Here is a 13,168-nt window from a genome sequence, read left to right on the forward strand (position 1 = left end):
AGGTGATGAGGCGGTCGTAGGTTGTTTCCCACCCGTCGGTCGAGGATTCGACGAAGGCTCCGATAGGCGAGTATTACTGCACGCGGTCGTGGACCGCACAGGGACTGGTATTTGGTTGTGCTGCAAAGACTCTGGACGTTCTACCCCGAGATGACCGGCAAATAGGGGAATCCGCCGTGTGATCGTCTCCCAGCCACCCTCACTCTGGTGGCCGTCGCCTGCGGATTGCGCGTGATCGGCGCGCGGGTCCCGGCGATTCGGACGTCCCGGATGAACTGTTCGGAGTCGATCCGCAATCAGGAAGCACCCGCGGACGCATGGGCGTCACGTCAGAGTCGCGCTACGGAGACATTGTCTTAACGCGCCTGACAGGTGTCGGTGGTGCTGATCATCGTCGGCACCAGAGCGGATCTCGGCGGTCGCGGAGCCAGTTGGGGAGCGGCCTTTCACGGAACACTCGTGGTGAATGACCGGTTTGTCCGACTCTGACGCCGCGGATTGCGCAGACTGGTGTCATGAGTCGAGCAGACGTGGTGGCAATTGTGCAGGCCGGCGGTAAGGGATCCCGAATGGAGGTGCTGACGGAGTCCAGAGCAAAGCCTGCGCTTCCGTTCGGCGGGAACTACCAGCTGATCGATTTCCCGCTTTCCAACATCCACCACAGCGGCATCGACGAAGTGTGGCTCTGCGTGCAGTACGAGGCACAGTCCCTGCTGGCACAGGTGGCCGGCGGACGGCCATGGGAGTTGGACCGCACCCGCGGCGGACTCCGGTTCGTGTTGCCCGAGCAGACCAGCGCTCCGGAAACCGAGGACGGTTTCGCCACCGGCAACGCCGACCTGCTCTACCGCGTCCGCGACCAGATCAGCGACCGCGACCCCGAGGCGGTCATCGTGATGAGCGCTGATCATGTCTACACCCTCGACTTCGATGAGGTACTGCGCACCCACCGTGCCGCCGGCGCGGAATGCACGGTGGTCACCACCACCTGTCCGCTGCCCGAGGCGTCGTCGCATGCCACCGTCGTTGCTCGAAAAGACGGTCGGATCAGGGGATTTCACTACAAACCGGATAAGCCGACGACCACGGTGATCGCCGCCGAGATCTTCGTCTACCGACCCAAAGTCCTCGTCGAGGCGCTCGAACACCTTGTGGCGCAGACCCATCCGCATTCCGACGATGACGCGGACACCGGTCTCGGAGACTTCGGTGAACACCTGTTGCCCTGGTTCGTCGCCCGCGGCAACACCGTGGCGCATGCCATGAGCGGCTACTGGATCGACGCCGGTCGACCGGAAACCTATCTGCAGGCACACCGCGACCTCCTGGACGGCACCATCGGGCTCGACGACCCGAGCTGGCCGATCCTGACCCACCAACCGCAGCGCGCCGCCGCCCGCATCTCCGCGGGTGCATCGATCGCCGCCAGCTTGATCAGCAGTGGCGCCCGGATCGATGGAGTGGTGCGTCGCAGCGTGATCGGGCCCGGTGTCCGCATCGAGAAAGGTGCGACCGTCACCGATTCGGTGGTCTTCGGCGACACTGTCGTCTGTTCCGGAGCCACTGTGTCGTGGTCGATTGTCGACGAGGACGTGACCGTGGGACACGATGCGACGGTCGGTGGCCATCCCCGGACCAGGCCGGTGCCGACCGAGAAGATCACCTTGATCGGCAAGGGTGCCCGGATCCGCAAGGGCGCCAAAGTGGGACTCGGCGAGCGGGTCGATCCGGGGGCGGATCGACGACGTCGGCGCGACTAGTCGAGCGCGTCCCGTTACCGACTACGGCCGGTCATCGTCGTGCCCCGCTGACGGCCGGGGTGCCTGCGGTCAGAGCGATGTCGGAGACCACCGACAGCGTGCCGTCGTCGGCGGGTTGTTCGAAGAGCACCCGAGCCGACCGACCGACGAAGACGACTGCGGCGATGGTGTTTCCGAAGATCGGACCGTTCTCCTTGGTCCACGACATCGGCAACACGGGAGCGCCGCTGTGCCGGGCCCACCGCCGCGTCAGGCGTCCCAGCAGGCTCGACCACCCCGCGATGAACATCGGCTTGACGTAGGGCGGGACGACGTTGTGCACCGGGGAACAGACGAGTTGGTAGACACTAGATTTCACCGCGGTCGAGAAGTCGACACGCGCCGCGTAGCTGTGGTGGACGTCGCCGGAAAGCACCGTGATGGTCGACGGTGCCTCGGTAGGCTGTGACGCGAGGTCGCGGATCAGCGTGGTCAGCCGATCGAAGGAGTCACCGAACGCCTGCCAGTGTTCGAGATCGGCACCCTGCCTGATCTTTTCGGCCACCCGGCCACGCCATCCCGATCGGTGAGCGGCGATCTCGTTGACCGCCTCGGCGTCACCGAGGACCGGCGGCAGCAGCCAGGGCAGCGACGATCCGATCATCAGGTGATCGACATCGCCAGGGGTGTCGTTCATCTGCTCATCCAGCCAACTGAACTCCTTGTCGCTGAGCATCTTTCGAGCACCGTCGGCAAGTATCCGGCCGTTGCGGGAGTCGACCATGATCAGTCGTGCACGTCCGAGGTCCCAGCGGAAGCTGAAACGGAGTCCTTTGCGTCCGTCGGACTCACCGTCGGCGCGGTCCGCCAGGTCGACGAGGTAAGACCAGCAGTCGCCCTCGATGTCGCGGACGCGGCGGTAGTCGGGGTCGTCGGCGAGTGTGGCCGGGTCGAGGTTGCCCAGGTGCTGGAACACCCAGTAGGAGACCAGGCCGGCCCGGATCCGTTCCCGCCACCACGGTTTCTGATTGATCTGTTCGCGCCACACCGCCGAGGTGTTCCAGTCGTCGCGGATGTCGTGGTCGTCGAAGATCATCGCGGTCGACACGGTCGAGAGAATCCACCGGATCTCCGGATCTCCCCAGGTGTGACGGTAGAGGCTGGCGTATTCGTCGAAGCTGACGACCTCGTCGTCCGGATGACCGGCACCGCGTCGTCGCCCGGCCAGGTGGCGACGGGCCCGGGGTGTCAGTTCGTCGGCGTACACCTGGTCACCGAGCAGGAGCAGCGCGTCCGGCCATTGGTCGTAGGGGAGGTCGGCGAGACGCGTCGAGTAGGAATCAAGTGCGTCGATCCCCAGCTTGTCGTCGAGTTTCGGGTCCTCGGTGCGTGGAAACCGGCATGAGCCGAACACCACCCGGTTGTTCTGCTCGGACTCGGGACCGCGGGTGCGGATCACGCTCGGCGGAAACGCCGTGTCGGCCTCCGGCCACACCTGTTCATTGTTGACAATCACCTGATAGGGGTGCCCCGAGTCCGGTGTAAGTCCCTCGACCTGGACCAACGCGAAATGAGATCCGTGGACCTCGAATGTCCTTGCTCGACAACCCAGAACCTCGACGTCGGCCGCATGTTCGGTCTGCACCCACACCGATGCCGTCGTCTCACTGACGTGTCGTAGAACTGGTCCCAAGACGAGTGACATCGGTCCAGTCTAGGCGCGATTACCTCCGGTGAGTTCAGAGTTCTTCCGCGTTGAGTAACGGACCAGCAGCCCGAACAGCGCGGCCAGTGGGAACATCAGGATGCCGTAGACGGCCGGGACGATGCCCATCTCCGAGTTGCCGAGCACGCTGAGCGCCACGGTGATCGCCAGGGTCGCGTTGTGAATGCCCACCTCAAAGCCGCTCGCCACCGACTGCTCGTGCGTCAATCCACTCACCCGCGGCACGACATAACCGAGAGTCAGGGACAGAACGCAGAACAAGGCTGTCACGACGCCGACGCGGACGAAATAGTCGATCGCCTCCTCCTCACCGAACAGAGCGCCGGCCACCACACCGGCCAGGAGCAGGATCGACGCGACGCGGACCGGCCTGTCCGCTCGCTCCGCGAACCGGGGCCACCGGCTGCGGACGACCATGCCGATCGCCACCGGTATCAGCACGGCGGCGAACACCTGCATCAGTTTCGCGGGCTGCATGTCCACCGATTCGTCGGAATCGAGGAAATGGCCCAAGGCCAGATTGATCACGATCGGCAAGGTGATCAGACCGAGAAGCGAATTGATGGCAGTGAGGGTCACGTTGAGCGCGACGTCGCCCCGGAACAGATGACTGTAGATGCTGGCCGCCGTGCCACCCGGCGACGCGGCGAGAATCATCACCCCGACAGCGAGATACGGCTCGAGATCGAACACCACTGCCAGGCCGAAGGCGATAAGCGGCAACAGCAACATCTGGCACGCGAGGATGATCGCGATGGCCCGGGGACTGGTGAGGACCCGACGGAAGTCGGCGACCGTCAGCGACAACCCCAGCCCGAACATGATCACCGCGAGCGCGACCGGCAGTCCCACGCTGATGAACGATGATTCCATCGACTCTCCTCGGTCGGCCCGTCCGATTTGTCCGGGTCACCTCAGCTACTTACCAGACCGCGTCCCGACTCGGGCGTTGTTTGTTCGCACTCCGACCTGCACCAGCCACATCTGTAGGCACTGCTCGCGTGCACAGTGCACACGAGTGGTGCCCAGAGATGTGGTCCATGTCGCCGCCAGCCCGGTGCGTGTCAGTGCTGACGTGATTCGACAGTTCGGGCCAGAATGCCCAGCGTCGCCCGAAGTGCCGCTTCGGGGATGATCGGGAAGAGATCCATGTCCCGGTACTTTCCCTCGATCTGGCTCCAGTCGTAATACGACGTCGCAACAGTGCCGACCTCGGAGGGCTCGAGACGGTAGCCGTAGAGGTGTTTGATCGGCGGTTGAATGGTGCCCGAGATCGTCCACTCGATCAGGGCGTCCTGTTCATACCGGGTGATGATGACGGTGACGTCGTACTTGCCCATCGGGAGATCGTTCAGTGACTCACGGTCCATGTGGACGACGAACGTATCGCCGACCGCGCGCACCGGATCGCCGTCGGACGATTGCAGCATCCCGGAACTGTCGATCTGTACATGCCCCTCGGGCCTGGTCAGGATGTCGAACACCGCGGCCGGCGATGCCGCAATCTGTCTGGCCACCTCAAATCGTTCATTGGTCATTGGATCGACAATGCCAGAGACGCGTCGCCCGCGCAGCAACTGATGCAACCCCCTTTCACCGCAATGGTTCAAGATGTCAGGTGCCGCAGAGGATCTGACATGTGTCGGTGAGTGATACGGACGCGGGATCGGCTCAACGTGCCCGCTCATCTCGATACTCGCGCAGCGCGTCGCATGGATACTTCGACTGGACATCGCGGTCGATTGCACGACCGACGAACAAGGCGAAGTTGCATCGTCGAAAGACGAAGGCCAATAGCCTGCTGCCAATCATCCGACTCGCAGACAACCCGACATTCACGAACGACGGTCGACCGATTGCATGGTGTCGATGATCGCGTCAAGGAACGCCTCGGCGCGTGGGCTGAGTTTCATCGACCGAGGCCACACGGCTACTACGTTGGCTGTTCCGGTGCGTGGACGCAGGGGGATGGTCACCAAGGGGAGGCCCTCGGGAGACGTGTCGGGTGCGTGTGGTCGGGACATCAGCAGTCCGTATCCCATGCCTCGTCCGATGTAGGCCCGCGCGAGATCGATCGTCGGTGCCACCGCGCCGATTCGCGGGCTTATGCCGATTTCGGCGAAGACGCGGTGAGTGTTGGCAGTACTGGGTGCGGTATCGAGCAGGATCAGCGGGTCGTCTTTGAGATCGGTCAGCGACACCGCACGCTGTGTAGCCAGCCGATGATCGGCCGGTAGGACTGCGGTCACCTCAGTTCCGTACACGACCTTCTTGTTGAGATCGGCGGGTAGGGCCATATCGTAGAGCAGCGCGAAATCCATTGAGCCTTGCCGCAGTTGAGGTAACAGTTCGTCGTCACCGCCGACATCAACGTTGAGTTGCGCACGAGGGTGAGCGTTGGCGAACTGTGCTGTCGCCGGCGGGAGCACAGTCGCGGAGAAGCCCATGTAGCAGCCGACCCGGATAGGTCCGGTGATCTCACCTCGGCTCGCCGACAGATCGTCGACGAGAGCGGCGGCTTCCTCGACGATGCGGCGACTGCGCAGCGCGAAGTACTGGCCGGCCGGGGTCATCTGTAGACCCTTGGCCTTGCGGCGCACGCAGAGCGGCTCGCCAACGATGCGTTCGACCTCAGAGACCGCCTGCGACAGACCGGACTCTGAGACATGCAGTGCTGCTGCGGCTTCGGCCATCGTGCGAAAGCCGGGCAGCGCCGACACCAACTCGAGTTGACGCAACGTCAGTTTGGCCATTCTTCACCTCAACCGCATTAGTTTCACAGTTTTCTTAACTTTACAACAGGTTAGGTCTGCCGTGAACTGGATCACAGACCGGGCCGGATGTTCGGGCACGGGAAAGCGAAAGGACCAGCAAATGGCTGACCTCATCAGCACCGCACGACGCGGGTGCCCGATCGCCGAGGCATCGGCGTCGAGTACACCGGCGGCCCGCCAAGAGCCCAGCGAAGCACCGGAAGCGCCGAGCGCCGACTGGGTGGACCCGGCGGCTCTGGCCATCGATCCCTATCCCACGTACGCGCGTTTGCGCCGCGAGGCTCCGGTGGCCTGGGTGCCGTCGCTGGGTCGCTATCTGGTGACCGGTTATGCGCAATGTCATGAGGTCGAATGCGACCAGCAAACGTATACAGCCGACGTCGGCGGGACGGGCGCGACCATGAAGCGCGCGTTGGGGGGACACCCGATGCTGCGCAAGGACGACCCCGAGCACGCGGCCGAGCGTGCCGCAGTCAATCCGACGTTGCGGCCCAAAGCCATCAAGTCCCGATGGGCCGAGATCTTCGACCGCAACGCACGGATCTATCTCGACGTCCTGGAAGCAGTGGGACCCGAGGACGCCGAACTCAATCGCGACTACGCATCGCCCGTGGCATCGCAGAACCTCATCGACATCCTCGGCCTGCCCGGGGTGCGAGTGGAGGATATGCGTCGCTGGTCGCACGCATTCATCGCCGGCACCGGCAACGTCCTCGACGATCCGGACATCTGGGCCCGCTGCGAGCAGGCGCGCACCGAGGTCGACGATCTCCTGACCGAGTTGGTTCCGCACTACCTCCAGCATCCGAACGAGTCGATGACCTCGGCGCTGGCCAACAGCGGTCTGACGCACGACGCCGTGACCGCGAACGTCAAGCTGACCATCGCCGGCGGCATGAACGAGCCGCAACACATGATCACCAATATCGTGTGGGCGCTGTCTGATCATGACACCGTTCGCCGTGAAGCGCTCGGCGATTCGTCGTTGTGGCCCAAAGTGTTCGACGAGACCGTGCGGTGGCTCTCGCCGATCGGCATGTACCCGCGTCAAACGACGCGCGCAACAGTCCTCGGCGACGTTGCGCTACCCGCCGGAGCGGCGATCGGAGTCGTCGTCGGATCGGCCAACCGCGACGCATCGCATGTCGCCGGTGACCCGTCGACCTTCGATATCCACCGCGAGCGCCGGCCCCACCTGGCGTTCGGCAGCGGCGTACATCTCTGTGCCGGTCACTGGGCAGCCCGATCGGCCGTCGGCGATATAGCGGTTCCGCTCCTCTACCAACGATTCCCCACGCTATCAGTCGATAGCGGACGCGAAACCCGCTGGGACGGATGGGTGTTCCGCGGAATCACCGACCTCCCGGTCACCTGGACCGACTGAGAAACTTCCGAAGGGCAATCATGACGAAACTGACCCTGCATCACCCCGATGGGCGCAGCGACATCCTCGACGTCGCCGACGGCACCACCGTGATGCGTGCTGCGCTGACCTCCTCGATTCCCGGGATCATCGGCGAATGCGGTGGACAAGCGATGTGCGCGACGTGTCATGTCTATGTCCGCGAGGACTACGTCGACCGGCTGCCCGATATCGGTGAGGACGAGGACGAAATGCTCGACTGCACCGCCGCTCCCCGTGATGATCGCCGATCCCGACTCGGCTGCCAGATCACTCTCTGCGCACCGCTCGACGGAATCGAGGTCGACCTTCCAGAAACCCAGGTATGACCACAGGAGTAATCGTCAACGTCGACCCGCGGCCATTACCGTTGCGCGGCAACGAGTTCTATACACAGGATCACGTCGAGCTGCGCCGACGGGAACTCCATCGTCGGGCCAGTGTCAACGTCGAGTGTCGATCACCGGAGTAAGGGTCCCATCTTGGACGATCTTGTCGCTCGTCGCGATGGTCAAGCCCCGGCGAGTGGCTGTCGAGCAGGGGAGTGTGATCACCGACCCTTGTGGGCCCCATCGGCCAGACTCCGCAGTCCGTCCGATCGCGTTGTGGCGCCGACATATCCGAGGTCGGCACGTGCGGCCGAATCGTCGGGCGTGAACTCGCGCCCGATCAAGCGCACCATGGTGCGACTCATCGGCGGATCGCCGTGATCGCCGCGTATGGCGGCGATGTACTCCATGATCCGGCCCGCGCCGAAGGCCAGTCGGTAGGGAACCGAACGTACCCCGTCAATCGAGAGTCCCACCGCCGTCGCATGATCGGCCACGAATTCGCGGAACGTGATCGTCTGCGGATCACTGATGAAGTACGCCCGTCCACCCGCATCGCTGTCAAGGGCACATCGAATCGCTTCTACGACATTGTCGACGTGGATGGTGGCGTATGGGTAGTCGCCGCGTGCGATGAAGGCAAAGCGGCCCGCTTCGAGAGTGGTTGGGATCTGTTCACTGAACGGACCGCCAGGCCCCCACAACGCGGGCGGCCGCAGTGCGATCGTGCGGAAACCCGGTGCGTTGGCAGCCAGCACCTCGGCCTCGCCCTGCGACTTGCTCGCGATGTAGGCCGAGAAACTCTCCGGATGTGTCGGAGCGGATTCGTCCACGCCGCGGATCGGTGTGCCCCGGTCGTCCATCACCACCGCGGCCGCACTGATGTAGACAAACGCGCCCGCGCCAGCCTCACGAGCAGCGGCCAGAAGCGCCTTGGTGCCAACCACATTCGCCTGGAAGTACGGTTCGCGCGGGCCCGCGAACCGGAATAGGGCTGCGGCGTGCACCACGGCATCGATCGGCGGCAATGACAGCGTGTCCGGTGCGTCGAGATCTCCGTGCACCGGCGTCGCGCCGAGTGCGCGCACCCGGTCGCTCGACGACGTCGAGCGAGCAAGCGCGAACACGTCGTGCCCGTTGCTGATCAGACTCGGAATCAGATGTGCGCCCAGGAAACCTGAGCCGCCTGTCACCAGGATCTTCATTTCGATGTTTCACTTTCGTTGGATGTCAGTAAGGAGTCGAGCGTTCGTTCGCGGAGGGCCTCGACCACCGCGGAATTCGGCGAACCCTGCGCGGCAAGCACATACAGGCTTGCCGCAGCATGCGCAGAGACCCACACCAACTCGGCCGCACTCTGCACGTCGGCGGTCAGTGCATGTTGTGCGGCAACAGCTTCCACTCGCTGCATCAGGATGGCGCGCGCAGCGTCCGCGGCCGGGAAATGAGCGCCCTGCAGGACGCGTACCGCCATCGCTGCGTACAACTGCGGACGTTCTGCCGCGAAGCGCACGTAATTGTCCCAGCCCTGCCGTAGCGCGACCAGAGGATCGTCCGATAGCACTTCGGATTTCTTATGCGCCAGAAATTGTGTGAATCCTTCGGTGATCACGGCGTTGAGAAGTCCATCGGCACTACCGAAGTGGTGATAGAGGGTCGGTGCCGTGACGCCGGCGATCTCGCACACCGCTCGTGTCGAGAAGCCCGACTCGCCTGTGCGATCAAGAACCTCGGTTGCCGCTGCGATCAACGCCGTCTTCGTATCCACACGATCACTATAGCGACGCTATAATGGTTTGTATAGCGTCGCTATAGCGTGCGTGAGCAAAGGCGAGCTCCCCAGTTCCTTTACCTATCCAAACCAGCCGTGACATATCCCTGATGGCGGAGGAGACTTGTCCACACCGTGGGCCACAGCGGGCCGGGTCGGATGCAAACGGACGAACACGAACTCCATTCCCGTCGTTGACATCGAGGCGACTACCGTGACATTTCGTCGAATCCTGACCGGCGCAGTGATCGCCATCGTGTTGACCGCGGCTTTGGCCGCAGCGGCAGGCATTGCCCACGCGGGCCCGGTACCGGACCCGCGCAACGATCCCTTCTACGCACAGCCGACGTCCTTCGCCGGACGCGCCCATGGGCAGATCCTGAACAGTCGCCCGGTCGATATCGGTATCGCGGGAATCGAACTGCCGTATGCGGCATACCAACTGAAGTACGTCAGCACCGACACCGCAGGTGCACCCCAAGCCAACGTTGCCACGGTCCTCAAACCACTGTCCCGGACATCGTCCCCAAAGCTGGTGTCCTATCAGCCCGTGATCGACAGTTTGTCCCACCGGTGCGATCCGTCATACCAGTTGCGCACCGGCAGCAATCTCGAAGTACCGTTTATCGCAATCCTCCTCAATCGCGGCTGGACGGTCGTGATTCCGGACTACCTCGGCCCCGACCACCACTGGGGCGCCGGTTACGTCGAGGGCCACGGAACGCTCGACGGCATCCGCGCCGCGGAAGAGTTCACCCCGGCAGGACTCGGCGGTCCCGCGACACCGGTGGCGCTGACCGGCTACTCCGGCGGCGCCCACGGCACCGAGGCCGCCTACGAACTCGCCCCGACCTACGCACCGGAACTCAACATCGTCGGCGCCGCACTGGGAGGGTTGCCCGCCGACATGGGCGATCTCATGCACGGCGCCAACGGCGGACTCTGGTCCGGGGCGGTATTCACCAGCCTCTTCGGCCTCGATCGTGCCTATCCGACCATGGGAATCGACGAGATGCTCAACGCGAAGGGTAGACAACTCCGCAACGCCATCTCCGACATGTGCGTCTTCGAATACCTCGCCGCCTACCCGTTCCAGTATGTCCAGTCGTACACAATCAATAGCGTCAACCCGCTCGACGTGCCGGCCGTCAAATCCGTTCTTGCCAAGACCAAAGCCGGTGCCCTCGGTACCCCCAGAGCGCCGGGCTACTACTACAACGCCAGTGGCGACGAACTCGTCGTGCCGGCAAACGTCGACAAACTCGTGGCTCGGTACTGTGCACGGGGACTCAAGGTGCAATCGGTTACCGAACCCGGAATTCATGCGACGCTGGCGGTCACCGGCTATCCCGCAGCCGTCAACTGGATCGCCGGACGCTTCGCGCGTACACCCGCCCCGAGCACCTGCTGAGCAGTCTCCGCTGAAACCACCGAGATCGTTCCGGCGGCCACATCGTCGAGTAACTCTTGGAGCAGAACCGGCGGCAGACCGACCCGACGACCACTCACCATGGCAAAGTGGTCTCGATCGACCGAACGCTCAGACAGGAGACGGCGCAGTGACCGACAACGACGACTGGTCCCCGACGGCGCGCACCATTGCAACGGCAACCGAACAAGGCATCCGAGCGGCGCGTGCGCACGACCTCGAGGCACTCGCCGAGTCCATCGACCACCTCGAGAACCACACCGACACTGCCCGTGAGGTTCACGCTCACCTCATGCGCGAACTCCTCGAAACCTCCTACCAGGACGGGTTGAGCGGTGACGATGTTTCCGAGGTGCTGACCCGCACCGTCACCGACGCAGCATCCTGGCAGGCTCCGGTCACTCCCGCGGCGGTGGCAGTGGTACTCACCGGAGCCCTGGGAGTCGGTCCCGACAGCCGCGAGGAATCGGCCCCAACGCTGAGCGAGCCCGAGATCATCTGTGCAGCACTACTTATCGCCGCCGACCTGGTGACGAGTACAGACCTCGACCCCAAGCCGTATGTGGTGCGAGCCATAGAAGAGATTCGTCGCGCGCAGACAGTGGAGATGCCCTGACGTTCCTCACCACAGCACCGTCAGCCGCGGGATCGGCACCGCCGGCCAACGAGGTCACGGTCGTGGCGCCAGTCGGTCGACGGCCAGCCTCTCCAGCAGATCCGCGCCCTCTCGGCCGGCGTCATGGCACGCCATCTCCTCCTGGATACGCTGTGCCGCAGAACGATACGACGGATTGCTCAGCACGTCGGCGACAGCGTCGGCGACCGCCCGCGGAGACGGGCGGGTCGTGCGGAGTCGGCGACCGACTCCAGACCACTCGATCCGGGCGCCGATCTCGGACTTCTCCTCGGTGGTGCCGGCCTGGACCAGCGGAACACCGTGGCGCAGAGCCAGAGTCACACCGGTGTAGCCGCCGTTGGTCACCATCACCTGGGCCCGGCCGAGCAGGAGGTCATAGGGCACGAACGGCGTGACCCGCACGTTGTCGGGCAGGGGACCGCCGATCACGCGCTCCACCTCCGCTCTGTCCGGTCCGCCGGTCGTGACGACCACGAGCACATTGCGGTCCGCGAGTCCGCGGATCGCGGGTCCGATCAGTTCGGTCATGTCGGCCCGCAGACTGCCCTGAGTGACGTGCACGACCGGACGCTCCGATTGCAGCACGTCGGGCCACCACAACGGTGGTGACCACGCCGGGGCCGGGTCCGGTTGCAGCGCACCGACCCAATGCACACTGGCGGGCAAGGGATTACGACGCGGGTATTCGAACGACGGCGTACAGCCCTGCAGGTGCAGATCCCGCGACATCAATCCGTCCAACGCCCCCGAGGGGTCGCGCGGGAGGCCGAGGTCGGTGCGGATCTGCTGGTAGCGACGCTCGGCGTCGGCGAACAGGACACGGCGGGCGAAGGCGCTCACCGCCCGGTTGCGCAGCCCGCCCAGCGGCCCGCCCATGGGCAGCAGGCCGGGACCGAACGGTGGGACGTCGGGGTCGCTCTGCGGGAGCGGGCCGTCGCCGAATGTCGCGACCGGGATGCCGGTGAGCTCGCCGAGCATGCCCACGCCGTACATCAGCCCGTCGGTCAACATCGCGTTGACGCGGTGATCGGCCAGCACAGGCTGGAGGTCCGAGATCCGTTGGGGCGCATGCCCGACGAAGATGCGGTCGAAGACCTCGCCGATCACTTTCGGTCCGCTCCGGCCGGCCAGCCACGGGTAGTACTCGAACAGGTCGTGCCCGGAGAAGTCGGCCGCGTGTTGATAGGGGACGTGGGTTGCGCCGATGGCCGCGATCTGGCCGGCGAAGGCGGATCCGGCGTACCACAGCACGGTGTGACCGCGTTCGATCAGCCTGGCAGCGAACGGTAGGGGATTGGTGCTGTGCGCCTGGACCGGAATGGAGGCGAAGAGGAAGGTGGACATCGATACTCCTGACGTTG

General features: G+C 64.3%; 13 protein-coding genes. 6 read left to right on the forward strand and 7 right to left on the reverse strand.

Going from position 1 to position 13,168, the window contains the following annotated elements:
• The first annotated feature begins 515 nt into the window (after positions 1-515).
• Positions 516-1,760: a glucose-1-phosphate adenylyltransferase family protein gene (locus AAFP30_RS14660; RefSeq protein ID WP_419230652.1), complete on the forward strand. Its 1,245-nt coding sequence runs from the start codon at positions 516-518 to the stop codon at positions 1,758-1,760.
• Positions 1,761-1,791: 31 nt separating this feature from the next.
• On the opposite strand, the gene AAFP30_RS14665 is transcribed toward AAFP30_RS14660, so the two are convergent.
• The 4 genes from AAFP30_RS14665 to AAFP30_RS14680 form a co-directional block, all read right to left on the reverse strand.
• The gene (locus AAFP30_RS14665) at positions 1,792-3,444 is read right to left on the reverse strand and encodes an alkaline phosphatase D family protein (RefSeq protein ID WP_419230653.1); all 1,653 of its coding nucleotides are present in this window, start codon (positions 3,442-3,444) and stop codon (positions 1,792-1,794) included.
• A 9-nt stretch (positions 3,445-3,453) separates the two neighbouring features.
• Complete coding sequence (locus tag AAFP30_RS14670; protein ID WP_419230654.1) at positions 3,454-4,338, reverse strand: bile acid:sodium symporter family protein; 885 nt, start codon at positions 4,336-4,338, stop codon at positions 3,454-3,456.
• 191 nt (positions 4,339-4,529) lie between these two features.
• Positions 4,530-5,003, reverse strand: coding sequence for an SRPBCC family protein (locus AAFP30_RS14675; protein WP_419230655.1), 474 nt, complete (start codon positions 5,001-5,003; stop codon positions 4,530-4,532).
• Between the two features lie 297 nt (positions 5,004-5,300).
• Positions 5,301-6,218, reverse strand: coding sequence for a LysR family transcriptional regulator (locus AAFP30_RS14680; RefSeq protein WP_419230656.1), 918 nt, complete (start codon positions 6,216-6,218; stop codon positions 5,301-5,303).
• Positions 6,219-6,339: 121 nt separating this feature from the next.
• On the opposite strand from AAFP30_RS14680, the gene AAFP30_RS14685 reads away from it, so the two are divergent.
• Genes AAFP30_RS14685 through AAFP30_RS14695 form a run of 3 tightly spaced genes read left to right on the forward strand, consistent with a single transcriptional unit; the run spans position 6,340 to position 8,113 of the window.
• Positions 6,340-7,623: a cytochrome P450 gene (locus AAFP30_RS14685; RefSeq protein ID WP_419230657.1), complete on the forward strand. Its 1,284-nt coding sequence runs from the start codon at positions 6,340-6,342 to the stop codon at positions 7,621-7,623.
• Positions 7,624-7,643: 20 nt separating this feature from the next.
• A complete protein-coding gene (locus tag AAFP30_RS14690) occupies positions 7,644-7,970 on the forward strand; it encodes a 2Fe-2S iron-sulfur cluster-binding protein (RefSeq protein ID WP_419230658.1) in 327 nt (108 codons plus the stop codon).
• A complete protein-coding gene (locus AAFP30_RS14695; RefSeq protein WP_419230659.1) occupies positions 7,967-8,113 on the forward strand; it encodes a hypothetical protein in 147 nt (48 codons plus the stop codon). The genes AAFP30_RS14690 and AAFP30_RS14695 overlap by 4 nt, the downstream gene beginning before the upstream one ends.
• A 78-nt stretch (positions 8,114-8,191) precedes the next feature.
• Here the strand turns inward: AAFP30_RS14695 and AAFP30_RS14700 are convergent, their stop codons facing one another.
• Both AAFP30_RS14700 and AAFP30_RS14705 read right to left on the reverse strand, forming a co-directional pair.
• Complete coding sequence (locus AAFP30_RS14700; RefSeq protein WP_419230660.1) at positions 8,192-9,175, reverse strand: NAD-dependent epimerase/dehydratase family protein; 984 nt, start codon at positions 9,173-9,175, stop codon at positions 8,192-8,194.
• On the reverse strand, positions 9,172-9,738 hold the full coding sequence (locus AAFP30_RS14705; protein WP_419230661.1) for a TetR/AcrR family transcriptional regulator: 567 nt from the start codon (positions 9,736-9,738) through the stop codon (positions 9,172-9,174). The genes AAFP30_RS14700 and AAFP30_RS14705 overlap by 4 nt, the downstream gene beginning before the upstream one ends.
• A gap of 217 nt (positions 9,739-9,955) precedes the next feature.
• Between AAFP30_RS14705 and AAFP30_RS14710 the strand changes: the two genes are divergently transcribed.
• Both AAFP30_RS14710 and AAFP30_RS14715 read left to right on the forward strand, forming a co-directional pair.
• Positions 9,956-11,152, forward strand: coding sequence for a lipase family protein (locus tag AAFP30_RS14710; RefSeq protein WP_419230662.1), 1,197 nt, complete (start codon positions 9,956-9,958; stop codon positions 11,150-11,152).
• 148 nt (positions 11,153-11,300) lie between these two features.
• A complete protein-coding gene (locus AAFP30_RS14715; RefSeq protein ID WP_419230663.1) occupies positions 11,301-11,786 on the forward strand; it encodes a hypothetical protein in 486 nt (161 codons plus the stop codon).
• 54 nt (positions 11,787-11,840) lie between these two features.
• On the opposite strand, the gene AAFP30_RS14720 is transcribed toward AAFP30_RS14715, so the two are convergent.
• Positions 11,841-13,151 carry a glycosyltransferase gene (locus tag AAFP30_RS14720; protein ID WP_419230664.1) on the reverse strand — a complete coding sequence of 437 codons (1,311 nt, stop codon included), beginning with the start codon at positions 13,149-13,151 and terminating at the stop codon, positions 11,841-11,843.
• Between the last annotated feature and the right edge of the window lie 17 nt (positions 13,152-13,168).

This window comes from Gordonia sp. CPCC 205515 (assembly GCF_048537925.1).
Classification (GTDB): domain Bacteria; phylum Actinomycetota; class Actinomycetes; order Mycobacteriales; family Mycobacteriaceae; genus Gordonia.